This window comes from Methylobacterium sp. HMF5984 (genome assembly GCF_045033435.1).
GTDB lineage: Bacteria > Pseudomonadota > Alphaproteobacteria > Rhizobiales > Beijerinckiaceae > Methylobacterium.
This window is the reverse complement of sequence record NZ_JBJFLN010000001.1, coordinates 1,867,153-1,881,159: the sequence shown is the minus strand read 5'-3', so window position 1 is coordinate 1,881,159 and position 14,007 is coordinate 1,867,153. Positions and strand designations below refer to the sequence as shown.

The 14,007-nt window shown below is 69.6% G+C and carries 13 protein-coding genes; 9 read left to right on the top strand and 4 right to left on the bottom strand.

Annotated features, from left to right (window positions below; all coding sequences use genetic code 11):
• Nucleotides 1-114: 114 nt before the first annotated feature.
• A complete protein-coding gene (locus ACFZ8E_RS08930) occupies nucleotides 115-1,068 on the bottom strand; it encodes a bifunctional 2-polyprenyl-6-hydroxyphenol methylase/3-demethylubiquinol 3-O-methyltransferase UbiG (RefSeq protein ID WP_243933377.1) in 954 nt (317 codons plus the stop codon).
• A gap of 163 nt (nucleotides 1,069-1,231) precedes the next feature.
• On the opposite strand from ACFZ8E_RS08930, the gene hemH reads away from it, so the two are divergent.
• Together hemH and ACFZ8E_RS08920 are read left to right on the top strand one after the other, a co-directional pair.
• Nucleotides 1,232-2,317 carry a ferrochelatase gene (gene hemH / locus ACFZ8E_RS08925; RefSeq protein ID WP_405044351.1) on the top strand — a complete coding sequence of 362 codons (1,086 nt, stop codon included), beginning with the start codon at nucleotides 1,232-1,234 and terminating at the stop codon, nucleotides 2,315-2,317.
• A gap of 98 nt (nucleotides 2,318-2,415) precedes the next feature.
• Entirely contained in the window at nucleotides 2,416-2,571 is a 156-nt protein-coding gene (locus tag ACFZ8E_RS08920; RefSeq protein WP_243933375.1) for a hypothetical protein, read from the top strand.
• A gap of 48 nt (nucleotides 2,572-2,619) precedes the next feature.
• Here ACFZ8E_RS08920 and ACFZ8E_RS08915 read toward each other — a convergent pair whose 3' ends face one another.
• The 3 genes from ACFZ8E_RS08915 to ACFZ8E_RS08905 form a co-directional block, all read right to left on the bottom strand.
• Nucleotides 2,620-2,889: a hypothetical protein gene (locus ACFZ8E_RS08915; protein WP_405042615.1), complete on the bottom strand. Its 270-nt coding sequence runs from the start codon at nucleotides 2,887-2,889 to the stop codon at nucleotides 2,620-2,622.
• 9 nt (nucleotides 2,890-2,898) lie between these two features.
• Nucleotides 2,899-3,870 carry a diguanylate cyclase domain-containing protein gene (locus ACFZ8E_RS08910; protein ID WP_405042614.1) on the bottom strand — a complete coding sequence of 324 codons (972 nt, stop codon included), beginning with the start codon at nucleotides 3,868-3,870 and terminating at the stop codon, nucleotides 2,899-2,901.
• Nucleotides 3,871-4,055: 185 nt separating this feature from the next.
• The gene (locus ACFZ8E_RS08905; protein ID WP_243936355.1) at nucleotides 4,056-4,970 is read right to left on the bottom strand and encodes a peptidylprolyl isomerase; all 915 of its coding nucleotides are present in this window, start codon (nucleotides 4,968-4,970) and stop codon (nucleotides 4,056-4,058) included.
• A gap of 280 nt (nucleotides 4,971-5,250) precedes the next feature.
• Between ACFZ8E_RS08905 and ACFZ8E_RS08900 the strand changes: the two genes are divergently transcribed.
• From ACFZ8E_RS08900 to ACFZ8E_RS08870, 7 genes are all read left to right on the top strand, one after another.
• Nucleotides 5,251-5,709 (top strand): hypothetical protein, encoded by a 459-nt coding sequence (locus tag ACFZ8E_RS08900; RefSeq protein ID WP_243936354.1) that lies wholly within the window; start codon nucleotides 5,251-5,253, stop codon nucleotides 5,707-5,709.
• Between the two features lie 205 nt (nucleotides 5,710-5,914).
• The gene (gene secA, locus ACFZ8E_RS08895; RefSeq protein ID WP_405042613.1) at nucleotides 5,915-8,812 is read left to right on the top strand and encodes a preprotein translocase subunit SecA; all 2,898 of its coding nucleotides are present in this window, start codon (nucleotides 5,915-5,917) and stop codon (nucleotides 8,810-8,812) included.
• A 201-nt stretch (nucleotides 8,813-9,013) separates the two neighbouring features.
• Nucleotides 9,014-9,679, top strand: a complete 666-nt coding sequence (gene bioD, locus ACFZ8E_RS08890) for a dethiobiotin synthase (RefSeq protein ID WP_243946255.1) — start codon at nucleotides 9,014-9,016, stop codon at nucleotides 9,677-9,679.
• Between the two features lie 181 nt (nucleotides 9,680-9,860).
• A complete protein-coding gene (locus ACFZ8E_RS08885) occupies nucleotides 9,861-11,714 on the top strand; it encodes a potassium transporter Kup (protein ID WP_243946310.1) in 1,854 nt (617 codons plus the stop codon).
• A gap of 246 nt (nucleotides 11,715-11,960) precedes the next feature.
• Nucleotides 11,961-12,173, top strand: a complete 213-nt coding sequence (locus ACFZ8E_RS08880; protein WP_147727207.1) for a CsbD family protein — start codon at nucleotides 11,961-11,963, stop codon at nucleotides 12,171-12,173.
• Nucleotides 12,174-12,276: 103 nt separating this feature from the next.
• Nucleotides 12,277-12,660: a CsbD family protein gene (locus ACFZ8E_RS08875; RefSeq protein ID WP_243946309.1), complete on the top strand. Its 384-nt coding sequence runs from the start codon at nucleotides 12,277-12,279 to the stop codon at nucleotides 12,658-12,660.
• Nucleotides 12,661-12,822: 162 nt separating this feature from the next.
• Entirely contained in the window at nucleotides 12,823-14,007 is a 1,185-nt protein-coding gene (locus ACFZ8E_RS08870; protein ID WP_405042612.1) for a complex I NDUFA9 subunit family protein, read from the top strand.

Genomic DNA, 14,007 nt, shown 5'->3' with positions numbered 1-14,007 from the left:
GGCGTTGCGTCTTGGCGGAAAAGCCCAGCCTACCCCCGCCGACGTGACGCGCGCACGACGGTCCTTGGAGCATCTTCGCGCGCGGTGAAGCCCGGCCCGCCCGCAGACGATGTCCTAGCGGGCCGAGAAGGTCTCGCGCACCGCCTTGGCGTTGCGGCGGACCATCGGCCAGATCCAGGCGCCGGAAGCGAGGTAGGCCGCGGCCGGCATCGGCTTCAGCTCCTCGGCGAGGCGCTGGGCGAGGCCGGGCGCGCGGATCGGCACCGGCGGCGCATCGGTCTTGCGGTAGACCACCGTCGTGTCCTCGCGCCAGTAATTGGTGTCGGGCACGAGGCCGGCGCGGCGTGCGGTGAGGTCGAAGGTGTCGCGCACGAAGCCATGGACGTGGGCGAAGTGGAATCGCTCGTGCGGCGGCTTGCCGGTGGCGGCCATGTTCGGCACCGCGGCGTAGAGCACGCCGTCGGGCTTCAGCCAGCGTGCCAGCCGCTCCATCACGTCGGCCGGGTCGCGCAGGTGCTCCATGACGTGGTGCGTGGTGATCACGTCGAACGTGCCCGGTGCGAACTGGTCGTCGGCGGCGTCGTCCAGCACCTCGACGCCGTGCGTCGCGCGGGCATAGGCGGAATAGTCGCGGCCCGGCTCGACACCGATCGCCTCGCAGCCCCGAGCCCGGGCGGCGGCCAGGAACTCGCCCGATCCAGAGCCGAAATCGAGCAGGCGGGCGCCCGGCACCAGCTTCGGCGCGAGCAGTTCCGCCCGGAACGCCGCCTCGCGCGCCGAGCGCTTGAGATGGACCCGCGGCGGGCCGCCCGCGAAGGCGAGCTGGTAGTCGGCGCGGTAGGCGTGGGCGTAGTAATCCGCCAGCTCGGCCGGCGTCGGCATCGGGTCGGTGCGGATCAGGCCGCATTCGGCGCAGGCGATCGACTTCAGCGTCTTCAGGCGTCGATCGGTCTCCGCCACGGTGACGCTCTCCGTCGAGCCGCACAGATTGCAGGCCGTGGGCGCCCCCGTGTAGGGGTAGCCGGTGAACGGCATGAAGTGGTTCAGGAAGTAGCGGGGAGACTGCATGTCGCGCTCTCGTCGGCCGGACCTTCGCTGGCAGGCTTCGTGCTCTAGTTAGATATCCGATCCCGCACAACAGCACCGCCGTCATGCGGGCGCGCGGCCTCAACGTCGCCGCGCGCCCGGCGGCCCAGGACAGGAAGCGGCCGCCATGGCCGAGAACCTCACCATGAACGAACGCGTCGAACCGGCGTCCCTGTCGGCCGTCTCCACCGTCGAGCCGAGCCGTGCGGCCGGCGCGGGCACCCTTCCGGCCGATCACCCCACGGTCCGCTGGGGCCGTGTCGGCGTGCTGCTGATGAACCTCGGCACGCCGGAGGGCACGAGCTACTGGCCGATGCGCCGCTACCTCAAGGAGTTCCTGTCCGACCGCCGGGTGATCGAGGTGCCGCGCCTGATCTGGTGGCCGCTGCTCAACCTGATCATCCTGACCAAGCGTCCCGGCCCGAAGGGCAAGGACTACGCGAGCGTGTGGAACAACGAGCGCGACGAGGGCCCGCTCAAGACCATCACCCGCGGCCAGGCCGAGCGCCTGCAGGCGATGATGGGCGACAAGGTCGTGGTCGACTGGGCGATGCGCTACGGCAAGCCCGAGGTCGCCCTGCGGATCCAGGCCCTGCTCGATCAGGGCTGCGACCGCATCCTGCTGGTGCCGCTCTACCCGCAATACGCCGCCGCGACCTCGGCCACCGCCTGCGACCAGGCGTTCAAGGCGCTGATGCAGATGCGCTGGCAGCCGACCGTGCGGGTCTCGGCGCCGTACCACGACGACCCCGTCTACATCCGTGCGATGGCCGATTCGATCCGCGAGGGGCTGGCCAAGCTCGATTTCGAGCCGGAGGTGATCCTCACCTCGTTCCACGGCGTGCCGAAGAGCTACCTGCTCAAGGGCGACCCCTATCACTGCCAGTGCGTGAAGACCGGCCGCCTGATCCGCGAAGAGCTCGGCTTCTCGACCGAGCGGATGCGGACGACCTTCCAGTCGCGCTTCGGCAACGAGGAGTGGCTCAAGCCCTACACCGACGAGACCGTGCAGACGCTCGCGAAATCCGGTGTGAAGCGCATAGCGATCGTCGCGCCGGGCTTCACCGCCGACTGCCTGGAGACGCTGGAAGAGCTCGACGGCGAAAACCGGCACTACTTCGAGGACAACGGCGGCGAGCGCTTCGCCTACATTCCCTGCCTCAACGACAGCGACCTCGGCATGAAGGTGATCGAGACCGTGGTGCGGCGGGAGCTGCAGGGCTGGGTCTGATCACCCGTATCGACCCGCACGACATCTTGCGAAGCCCCGGCGCCGGGCTATCATCCAGCTCTCGATGCCGGGCGGCCCGGATCAGCAAGGGTGATGAGATGGCGTTCTTCATCGGGATCGCGTGTCCCTGGCTGGTCGTCGCGGTGCTCGACATCCTGGCATCGCGCCGGCGCACCGACGAGCTGGCTGCACTCGGGATCGTCGGTGCCGCCCGCCCGGCGACCTCCTCCTACCTGACGCCCGACGTGAAGTGAGGCCGCGCTCGGTTCGGCGTCGACCGGGGGGCCGGCGCGCGTCGCCCCCTAGGCGCGCGTGACCGAGAGACCGGCCTCGAAGCCGTGCTCGCGGACGGTCTGCGCCTTCGGGAGCATGTCGCGAAGCTCTCGCACTTGGCTGGAGAGGTCGGCGTCGTTCGCCGGCTGGAACCAGCGATAGGTGCCCTTGCCGGCCCGCTTCGCCTCGTAGAGGGCCTGATCGGCTTCCGGCAGGAGGAGCATCGGGTCGGTGTCCGCGTCGCGCCGGGTCGCGATGCCGATGCTGAGGCCGACCCGGACGACCAACCCCGTCGGCAAGGCGTAGGGTCATGCCACCTCGGCGATCAGGCGGGTCGCGATCGCCGCGATCGTGCGCTCGTCGTCGGCATGGACCAGGATCGCGAACTCGTCGCCGCCGAGCCGCGCGACGTCGGCGGGATCCGGCACGCAGCCGCGGATCTGTTCGCCGACGGCCGTCAGGAGCGCATCGCCCGCCGGATGCCCGTGCTGGTCGTTCACCGCCTTGAAGCCGTCGAGGTCGAGGAAGAGCACCGAAGCGTTCCGCTCGGCCGCCTTGAGGCGCGCTTTGAAGGAGCTGCGGTTCGGCAGGCCGGTCAGGCTGCAGTGAAGGGCGAGGTGGCTGCTTTCCTGCTGGGCCATCAGCATCTTGAGGTAATCGATGTGGAGTTCTCGGTTGATGCTGATCGTTCCCCATAGATAAAGCGGGGCGATGAGCGCGATCGGCCACAGCCACGGCTCCGGCCCCATCGCAGCGCCGGCCGCGTAGGGCACGATGATCAGGACCATCTGCAGCTTGACCATGCGCGGCGAGCCGGGATTGCGCGCGCACATCGCCCCGACGATCCCGGTCGACAGCATGGTGCCGAACACCGCCAGGACGGGATCGCCCAAGCTCATGCAGAGGAAGGCGCCGACGCCGATCTGCGCGCACCACAGCACGCTGCCGGCGATGAAGGCATCGACGACGAGGGTGTCCCTCGGACGGCGGAGCGAGGGATCTCGGAGGATCCGCATCAACCGGCCGATGACGGCGAAACGGAACAGGACCAGGATCGTATCGACGGCCGCCCAGGCGAAGAATGCCGGGATCGGGTTCCGGTACAGCAGGATCGCGATGATGATCAGCCCGACGAGGGAGCCGGAGATCAGCGAGGACATTCGCCGGAACAACGTCCGCCGCAGCCCGTCGCTGATCTCGACGCAGACCGGCGCCGCGGTCTCGGTGAGCCAGATCATCGGTGCCAAGCGGGGCTTCAGCAGAACCTGCTCCGACGGCATCGCGATGATTTTCCTGCCGCCCCGCTCGTTGGGCACTCTTTCACACGATCCTTGCGCAAATGTTGATCCTTAGGCTCAAATTCCGTGCATGAGCGGTCCATCATCACATCTCAGACGCCGCGAGCCGCGCCGAAGCCCGCGGCTGCCACGCTTCGGCGCGAGCGAACGTCGGGCGGCCGCCGCGGTCAGGGCTTCTTCGGCTCCTCGGAGGCCGGGGCCGGCGCGGCGATCGGCTTGCCGTTCTCGTCGAAGCGCTCGACCTTGGCGTCGGCGCGGAGCTTCAGGATCAGATCCTGCTGCGCCTTGCGGATCAGCGCCTGATCGATCTGCTCCTTCAGCTCGTCGAAGGTCGGCACGGGCTTGTTGCGCTTCTCCTCGACCTTGATCACGTGCCAGCCGAACTGGGACTTGACCGGATCGGAAACCTGCCCGGGCTGCAGCTTGAAGGCGGCGTCGGCGAATTCCTTCACCATCCGGTCCTTCGAGAACCAGCCGAGGTCGCCGCCCTCGGCCTTCGAGCCGGCATCCTTGGTGGTCTCGGCGGCGACCTTGGCGAAGTCCTCGCCGCCCTTGATCCGCGCGGCGATCTTCTTCGCCTCGGCCTCGTTCTCCACGAGGATGTGGCGGGCGTGGATCTCCTCCTCTGGCTTCATCAGCTTGGCGGACTGGTCGTAGAGCGCGTGGGCCGCCTCGGGCGTCGCCGCCTTCTTGGCCTCGCGCTCCAGGTACTCGTCGAGGAGGAGCTTGTCGCGGAAGTAGGCGAGCTTGCGCTTGAAGTCCGGCGTGTCGCCGATCTTGGCGGCGTCCGCCGCCTGCGCGCCGACCTTGAGGTCGAGCATGTAGTCGACCAGCAGGCCCTTCTTCTGCGCATCGTCGACGCCCGGCAGCGACAGGGCCGGATCCTCGGCCGCCACCGCGATGTCGCCGGCGGTGACCGGGATCCCGTTCACCTTGGCGACGACGCTGTCGGGCGAGGGCAGCACCGCGGCGGCGACGGAGGGCTGCGCCGCCGGGGTCGGCGTCTGCGCGGAGGCGGTGCCGCCGAGCGCGAGCGCCAGGGCGAGCGCGCTCGCGCCGCGGAGGGTCTGGGTCTTCGACATGGCGTTGGCGTTCCTGGACGGTTCCGCCCCGACCCGTCGCGGCACGGCGCCGGACGGTCTCGCACGGGGCTTCGAGGAAGCGGCATCGCAGCCGCGGGAATCGGCGAGACAGGTGGCTCGCGTCGCACGCAAAGGCAAGGCGCAAGGGATGACGGAAATGAGGTCGCAGGAGCACGGCGCAGATGAGGAAAGGATGCGCGCGCGGTCCATCGCCGTCGCGTCCGCCCGTCCTCGCCCGTCACGGGGAAAGCATTCCGTTGACTCCGTTTCTTGAACCTTCGTGAACGCGCGCCGGCACAGGCTTGCCGGATCGACGGAGGGGCGGATGCGCAGGATCTCGCAGATCGGATGGATCGTGCTCGCGGCTTCGACCGCTTTCGCGTTCGCGGCGACGCCGTCCTCCGCCGAGGCACGCGGGTTCCGCCTGCGCCTGGGAATCGGCAGCGCGTCCGCCGCGGCTCCGGTCCCGCCGCGCGCGACCGAGCGCATCGCGAGCGCTGGCGTTCCCCTGCCGATCGCACCGCCTCGCGCAACGGAGCCGGCGTCGCCACGGACGGAGCCGTGGACGCAGGCACGGGAGACGGTGCGCGGGCTGACGCCCGTCGCCGTCGCGCCCGTCGCCGTCGCGCCGATCGCGGAGCGTGCGAAGCCGTCGCCGCATCCGGTGCGGGTCGCCGGCCCGTGGTGCCCGTCGGACCGCATCGTCGGCGCCGGCGTGGGGTTCTGCGAAGTCAACTGACGCCGCGGGCGACGGCCGCCCGCGAACGGGCCGCGCGAGGCGGCACCGATTCGGATCCGGGCCGAAGCGCCTCTGCGCAGCCCATCGCGCGCCGGCCTCTTTTAGATGCGGCCCGCGATATTTACCTCTATAAGCCCGGCCAACTCAGCCAAGGCCAGCCGTCTGCGGGAGATCGCCGACGGGCTTTCCCGTTTGCAGGTTCACGATGCTCGGTGCCCTCGCCAAGAAGATTTTCGGCTCGTCGAACGACCGGCGCGTGAAGGGCTATCGTCCCCGCGTCGCGGCGATCAACGAGCTCGAAGCCGAGATCCAGGTGCTGTCGGACGACGCCCTGCGCGCCCGCACCGACATGCTGAAGGCCGAGCTCGCGGCCGGCAAGAGCCTCGACGACATCCTCGTTCCCGCCTTCGCCACCGTGCGCGAGGCGGCCAAGCGCGTGTTCGGCCAGCGCCACTTCGACGTGCAGTTGATCGGCGGCATGGTGCTGCACGAGGGCGGCATCGCCGAGATGAAGACCGGCGAGGGCAAGACGCTGGTGGCGACGCTGCCGGTCTACCTCAACGCGCTGTCGGGCAAGGGCGTCCACGTCGTGACCGTCAACGACTACCTCGCCGCCCGCGACGCGGAGTGGATGGGGCAGGTCTACCGCTTCCTCGGGCTGACCGTCGGCACGATCGTGCACGGCCTCGACGACGAGCAGCGCAAGGAAGCCTACGCCTGCGACATCACCTACGGGACGAACAACGAGTACGGCTTCGACTACCTGCGCGACAACATGAAGTACGAGATGTCCCAGCTGGCGCAGCGGGGGCACAACTTCGCGATCGTCGACGAGGTCGACTCGATCCTGATCGACGAGGCGCGCACGCCGCTGATCATCTCCGGCCCCGTCGACGACCGCTCAGAGCTCTACGTCACCGTCGACGCGCTGATGCCGATGCTGGTGCCCTCGCACTACGACCTCGACGAGAAGCAGCGCACCGTCTCGCTGACCGAGGAGGGCAACGAGTTCATCGAGGACGCGCTGCGCGACGCCGGCATCCTCAAGGACGGCGACCTCTACGACGGCCACAACGTCACCATCGTCCACCACGTGAACCAGGCGCTGCGCGCCCACACGCTGTTCACCCGGGACAAGGACTACATCGTCAAGAACGACGAGGTGGTGATCATCGACGAGTTCACCGGCCGCATGATGCAGGGCCGGCGCTACTCGGAGGGCCTGCACCAGGCTCTCGAGGCGAAGGAGCGGGTGACGATCCAGCCCGAGAACCAGACGCTGGCCTCGATCACCTTCCAGAACTTCTTCCGCCTCTACGACAAGCTCGCGGGCATGACCGGCACGGCCTCGACCGAGGCCGACGAGTTCGCCGAGATCTACAAGCTCGAGGTCGTCGACATCCCGACCAACAAGGAGGTCGAGCGCGTCGACGAGGACGACCAGGTCTACCGCACCGTCGAGGAGAAGTACGCCGGCATCATCGAGGAGATCGAGACGGCGCATGCGCGCCACCAGCCGATCCTGGTCGGCACCGGCTCGATCGAGAAGTCCGAGCTGATCGCCGAGCTGCTCAAGAAGGCCGGCTTCACCCTGCTCGACTATTCCGATCCGAATGCGCTCACCGACGTCTACGCCGCCGCGCGCGAGGGCCGCGTCACCAAGCGCTTCGCGGTGCTGAACGCCCGCTTCCACGAGCAGGAGGCCTACATCGTCGCCGAGGCCGGCGTGCCCGGCGCGATCACCATCGCCACCAACATGGCCGGTCGCGGAACCGACATCAAGCTCGGCGGCAACGTCGAGATGCGCGTCGAGAAGGAGCTCGCCGGCCTCGAGGACGGCCCCGAGCGCGACGCCAAGGTCGCCGCGATCAAGGCCGAGATCGCCGAGAACCGCACCAAGGTGCTGGCGTCGGGCGAGCCGGCCGATCCGGAAGCCGGCCGCAAGAAGGCGCTGCCGGGCGGCCTTTACATCATCGGCACCGAGCGCCACGAATCGCGCCGCATCGACAACCAGCTCCGCGGCCGCTCGGGCCGCCAGGGCGATCCCGGCCGCTCGAAGTTCTTCCTGTCGCTGCAGGACGACCTGATGCGCATCTTCGGCTCCGACCGCATGGACGGGATGCTGCAGAAGCTCGGCCTCGAGCAGGGCGAGGCGATCATCCACCCGTGGATCAACAAGGCGATCGAGAAGGCGCAGCAGAAGGTCGAGGCGCGCAACTTCGACATGCGCAAGAACGTGCTCAAGTACGACAACGTCATGAACGACCAGCGCAAGGTCGTGTTCGAGCAGCGCCGCGACTTCATGGGCCAGGACAGCGTGTCCGAGACCGTCGAGGAGATGCGCCAGGCCACGATCGACGACCTCGTCGCGACCCATATTCCCGAGAACGCCTACGCCGAGCAGTGGGACGTCGCCGGCCTCCGCGAGCGCGTGACGGAGATCCTCAACCTCGACGAGCCGATCGAGGATTGGGCCAAGGAAGAGGGCATCGCCGACGAGGAGATGCGCGAGCGCCTGAAGAAGGCCGCCGACACCGCCTACGCCGCCCGCGCCGAGAAGAACGGTGCCGAGGTGACGACCTACATCGAGAAGCAGGTGCTCCTGCAGACCCTCGATCACCTCTGGCGCGAGCACCTCGTGACGCTCGACCACCTGCGCCAGGTGATCGGCTGGCGCGGCTTCGCCCAGCGCGACCCGCTGAACGAGTACAAGTCCGAGGCCTTCGACCTGTTCAACGGCCTCGTCACGCAGCTGCGCGAGCAGGTCACCAGCCAGCTCTCGCGCGTCGAGATCATGTTCCAGGAGCCGGAAGCCCAGGCGAACCCGTTCGGGTTATCCCCCGGCCTGCCGCAGATGTTCGCCCAGCACCTCGATCCGGTCACCGGCGAGAACGAGATGGACTATGCCGGCCGCGGCACCGGGAGCGACGGCGGCGGCGGGCCGGCCTACGGCTACGCCGCCCAGGGGCTGTCGGCCGACGGGGCCGTGCTGGAGCGCGACCCCGACGACGCGACCACCTGGGGCCGGGTCGGCCGCAACGAGCCCTGCCCCTGCGGCTCGGGCAAGAAGTTCAAGCACTGCCACGGCAGCTTCACGGCCTGAGCGCCTGCTCTCGTCACGGCGCTCCCGTCCGTTGGGTTCTCGTTCAGGGGCGCTCCACCCGCCCCGTCATCCCGGGGCGCTGAAAGGCGGGCCCGGGATGACTTGGGATGGGATGTGCGGGCGACGTTTCGTTCGGCCTCGATCGATGGTCGGCGGACGGTCGCCATCGCGAGAACCGGTGCGCCGCGGGATCCATCATCCATGACGACCGTCTTCATCGCGGGCGCCGGCACCGAGATCGGCAAGACCTACGTCACCGCGGCGATCGTGCGGCGCCTGCGCGCCGACGGACGCGACGTGCGGGCGCTGAAGCCCGTCGCAAGCGGCGTGCCGCCGATGGGCGACCCGGATTTTGCCGGCAGCGATACGGCGCAGCTTCTGGCGGCCCAGGGGATCGCAGTCACGGCCGCCGCCGTCGCGGCCTGCTCGCCGTGGCGCTTCGCGGCGCCGCTCGCCCCCGACCAGGCGGCGGCTCTCGAGGGCCAAGCGCCCGTCCTCGAGGACATCGTCACGTGGTGCCTGGAGCGGATGGAGGCCGCGACGGGCACGCTGATCGTCGAGGGCGTCGGCGGCCTGATGAGCCCGGTGACCCAGGAGGCGACCGGCCTCGGCTGGCTGTGGTCGCTCGCCTGCCCGGCGATCCTCGTCTCGGGCAGCTATCTGGGGGCGATCAGCCACGCCCTGACGGCCTACGAGACCTGCCGGGCGGCCGACATCCCGGTCCTCGCCATCGTCGTCAACGAGAGCACCGGCGCGCCGACGCCGCCCGAGACGGTCGCCGAGGCGATCGCGCGCCACGCCGAGGTGCCGGTGATCGTCATCGCCCGGGATGCGCCCTGCCCGGATGCGCTCGCCGCCCTGATCTGACGTCGGGCCGACACACATTGACGCGATCGTCGGCGGCGATGCACGGTTCCGATGGACGGGCGCCGGGCGCCTGCTAGCGTCGCGCCGCGAAACGACGAGGGCGGGGCGTTCTGTGAGTGAAAGTCATGTCCGTGCGGAGGGGGGCGCCGAGCCCGCCGCCGCACGAAGGTTCCGCCCGGCCCTGCTGCTTGGGGCGCTCGGGGTCGTCTACGGCGACATCGGCACCAGCCCGCTCTACGCCTACAAGGAGGCGGTGCGGGCCGCCAGCGGCGGCGGCAACGCCGACCCCATCGCGGTGGTCGGCGCGGTCTCGCTGATCCTGTGGGCGCTGATCCTGATCGTCTCGCTGAAATACGCGGTGCTGATCCTGCGCGCCGACAATGCCGGCGAGGGCGGCATCGTCGCGATGCTGGCGCTGCTGGGCGCGCGCCATGCGAAGCCGCGCTCGTGGAAGGCGCTGCTGCTCGTCGTCGGGCTGATCGGCGCGGCGCTTCTCTACGGCGACGGCGCGATCACCCCGGCGATCTCGGTGCTCTCGGCGATCGAGGGCCTGAAGGTCGATGCGCCGGCGCTCGGCCGCTACGTCGTGCCGATCACGATCGCGATCCTCGTCGCCCTGTTCCTGGTGCAGAGCAAGGGCGTCGCCTTCATCGGGCGGATCTTCGGGCCGGTAATGCTGCTGTGGTTCGTCGTCCTCACGCTGATGGGGATCGGCGGCATTCTGCACAAGCCGGAGATCCTGCAGGCGGCGAACCCCCTGAAGGCGGTGGAATTCCTGCTCCATGCCGGCTGGCACGTGAGCTTCGCGATGCTGGGCGCGGCCTTCCTCGCGGTCACCGGCGGCGAGGCGATGTATGCAGACCTCGGGCATTTCGGCGCCCGGCCGATCCGCGTGGCGTGGTTCGCCCTGGTGCTGCCGGCCCTGGTGATCAACTATTTCGGCCAGGGCGCGCTGCTGCTGGCCTCGCCGGACGCGATCGAGAACCCGTTCTACCGGCTCGCGCCGGGCTGGGCGCATTACCCGCTGATCGGGCTGGCGACGATGGCGACGGTGATCGCCTCGCAGGCGATCATCTCGGGTGTGTTCTCGCTGACCCAGCAATCGGTCCAGCTCGGCTTCCTGCCGCCGATGCACATCGTCCAGACCGCCTCGGAGGAGCGTGGGCAGATCTACGTGCCGGCAGTGAACTGGCTCCTCGCCGCCGCCACCATCGCCGCCGTCGTGATTTTCGAATCGTCCGACGCGCTCGCCGGCGCCTACGGCATTGCCGTGTCGCTGCTGATGGCGATCACCACGCTGCTCGCCGCGCTGATCGCCCACCGATGGGGCTACAACCTCGTGGCGATCCTGGCGGTGAACGGCTTCTTCCTGCTGATCGACCTCGTCTTCCTTGGGGCCAACAGCGTGAAGCTGTTCGAGGGCGGCTGGTTTCCGCTGGTGCTCGCCGGCTTCGTCGCGCTGATGATGCTGACGTGGCGCAGGGGCAACCAGCTGGTCGAGGAGGCGCGGGTCGGCCTGCGCCAGCCGGAGGACGTGTTCCTGGCCTCGCTCCAGCACCAGGACCTGGTGCGGGTCCGCGGAACCGGCGTGTTCCTGTCGGCGGCGATGCACGGCATCCCGATGCACCTGTCGCGGTTCGTCGAGCGCAGCCACGCCCTGCCGGAGCGGGTGATGATCGTCTCCGCCCAGTACGAGGAGACCCCGACCGTGCCGCGCGAGGAGCGCAGCCACGTCACGATCCTCGCGCCCGACTTCTACCGGGTGACCCTGCGCTACGGCTTCATGGAGGAGGCCTCGATCCCCGATGGGCTGGCCTGCGCCGTCGAGCACCGCCGCCTGCCGCCGCAGATGCTCGACGACCTCACGGTCTTCATCGGCCACGAGACCATCATCCCGAAGAACGACAACCGCGGGATGCAGCCCTGGCGCGAGAGCCTCTACGCCTTCATGCAGCGCAACGCCGAGCGCACCGGCGCCTTCTTCGGCGTGCCGACGCGGCAGGTGGTGGAGGTGGGGACCGAGATCGAGATCTAGAAGCAGCTCCGCGCGCCGGTGCCGAAGCGTCCCGCCGGGCGGCCTCATCCCCCCCGCCGGATCGAGACGTCGGGCCGCGTATCGGGCCCGACCCGAGCGTCGGGCGATCACGCTTTCGCGCGTGGCGGGGGCATTTGGAACCATCATGGGCGCTTGCCGTTCGGACATCCCGACAGCGTTCGGTCACGCTTCGCGGCGTCGTCGCGAGGCCGGGCCGGGATCGCTGAGCACACAGGGAGCGTCCCGATGAGCAGCACCACGGACAAGATCAAGGGCCTCGCCAACGAGGCGGTCGGCAACGTCAAGCAGGGTGTCGGCAACGTCACCGGCAACGAGAAGCTGCAGGCCGAGGGCAAGGCGCAGGAGCTGAAGGGCGAAGCCCAGAAGACCGTCGGCGACGCCAAGGACGGCGTGAAGGGCGCGGCCCAGAAGGCCGCCGACGCCGTCAAGAAGATCTGATCCGTCCAGCGCTCGGCACTGGGGCGGCTGCGAGCCGGCCCCGGTGCCCATCCGCGAAGGCCGGCGCTGCCGGCCTTCGGATCACGATGCGAGGGACGAGATCATGAACCGGGATCGATTCGAAGGCGGCGTGCGCAACCTGCGCGGCCGCGCCAAGACCGCGATGGGTGCAGTCGGCGGGGATGCCGGACGCCAGCTCGACGGTGCCGTCGACCAGGCCGCGGGCGTTGCGCAGAACGCCTACGGCCATGCGCGCGAGACCGCGCGGGACTGGCGTCGCGACGGTGAGCATTTCATCGACGAAGCGAGCGAGCGCGGCCGCGCCATCGCCGACGAGGCCGTGAGCCGCGGACGTCATTACCGCGGCCGGGCGGAGCACCATGGCCGCCACGTCGCGAAGCGCGCCGAGGAGAACAAGGGCGCTACCCTGGCGATCGTCGCAGCCGCTGCATTCGGCCTTGGTTGGCTCCTGCGGAGCGATCGCTGATCCATTCGGCCACGGGCGGTACGCGCCTGCAGGATGCGACGTTCAAGATCGTCGTTTCGTCGCCCGCCCGGCGCGTGCGACCGGTAAAAATGGTCTAAGGAACGGCGGACCGGGGGTGGCGATGCCCCCGAGCCCGCAGGCCCCACAGACCGAGACGAGGCGATGACCGGCTCCAGCATTCCGAACACCGTCCTGCTGACCCCGTCCCTGACGCGGCCCGCTTCGCAGTTGGTCACCATCTTCGGCGGCTCGGGCTTCCTCGGCCGGCACGTGGTTCGGGCGCTGGCCAAGCGCGGCTACCGCATCCGGGTCGCCGTCCGCCGTCCCGATCTCGCCCTGTTCCTGCAGCCGCTCGGGAAGGTCGGCCAGATCATCGCCGTGCAGGCGAACCTGCGATACCCCGATTCGGTCGTGCGGGCGGTCGAGGGTGCGGACGTGGTGATCAACCTCGTCGGCATCCTTCAGGAAACCGGCGCCCAAAGCTTCTCGCGCCTCCAGGCCGAAGGCCCCGGCTTGATCGCGCGGGCGGCGGCCAAGGTCGGCGCCGCGATGATCCACGTGTCCGCGATCGGCGCCGACCCGAACTCCGAATCGCGCTATGCCCGCACCAAGGCCGAGGGCGAGGCCGCGGTGTTCGCCGCACGTCCCGACGCCGTCGTGTTCCGGCCCTCCCTGGTCTTCGGGCCGGGCGACAGCTTCTTCAACCGCTTCGCCAGCCTCGCCCGGTTCCTGCCGGTGCTGCCGCTGGCCGGGGCCGAGTCGCGCTTCCAGCCCGTCTTCGTCGGCGACGTCGCCGAGGCGATCGCGCTGGCCGCCGACGGACGCGTGCCCGGCGGCAAGGTCTACGAGCTCGGCGGACCCGAGGTCGCGACGCTGGATCACCTCGTGCGCTACATGCTCGACACGACGATGCGCAAGCGCATGGTGGTGTCGCTGCCGCTGCCGATCGCCAAGATCCAGGCCCGTGCCATGGAGATCGCCGACACCCTGACCTTCGGGCTGCTGCCGGCCGACCTTAAGCTCACCCGCGATCAGGTCGTTCTGCTGCAGAGCGACAACGTCGTCTCGGAGGCCGCCAAGGCGGAGGGCCGCAGCTTCGAGGGGCTCGGCATCCAGCCGACCGCCGCCGAGGCGGTGGTGCCAGGCTATCTCTGGCGCTTCCGAGCCGCCGGGCAGTTCGCCAAGGGCCGCGGCACCGAGGAGCAGGCCGAGATACCCGACTCGATCGCGCCGACCCCGATGGGCGAGGGCTCGCAGCACCGTCCGATGCGGGCGTCCGGTCCGGCGATCGGGGCCGACGCCGGCGGCTCGCCCGGCATGGGCCGGCGCTGGGGCAGCCGGAGCTAG

Bases quoted from the DNA above. Each gene is read 5' to 3' on its own strand.
- ACFZ8E_RS08930 (WP_243933377.1), bottom strand. From the start codon at position 1,068: ATGCAGTCTCCCCGCTACTTCCTGAACCACTTCATGCCGTTCACCGGC.
- hemH (WP_405044351.1), top strand. From the start codon at position 1,232: ATGAACGAACGCGTCGAACCGGCGTCCCTGTCGGCCGTCTCCACCGTC.
- ACFZ8E_RS08920 (WP_243933375.1), top strand. From the start codon at position 2,416: ATGGCGTTCTTCATCGGGATCGCGTGTCCCTGGCTGGTCGTCGCGGTG.
- ACFZ8E_RS08910 (WP_405042614.1), bottom strand. From the start codon at position 3,870: ATGCCGTCGGAGCAGGTTCTGCTGAAGCCCCGCTTGGCACCGATGATC.
- ACFZ8E_RS08905 (WP_243936355.1), bottom strand. From the start codon at position 4,970: ATGTCGAAGACCCAGACCCTCCGCGGCGCGAGCGCGCTCGCCCTGGCG.
- secA (WP_405042613.1), top strand. From the start codon at position 5,915: ATGCTCGGTGCCCTCGCCAAGAAGATTTTCGGCTCGTCGAACGACCGG.
- bioD (WP_243946255.1), top strand. From the start codon at position 9,014: ATGACGACCGTCTTCATCGCGGGCGCCGGCACCGAGATCGGCAAGACC.
- ACFZ8E_RS08880 (WP_147727207.1), top strand. From the start codon at position 11,961: ATGAGCAGCACCACGGACAAGATCAAGGGCCTCGCCAACGAGGCGGTC.
- ACFZ8E_RS08875 (WP_243946309.1), top strand. From the start codon at position 12,277: ATGAACCGGGATCGATTCGAAGGCGGCGTGCGCAACCTGCGCGGCCGC.
- ACFZ8E_RS08870 (WP_405042612.1), top strand. From the start codon at position 12,823: ATGACCGGCTCCAGCATTCCGAACACCGTCCTGCTGACCCCGTCCCTG.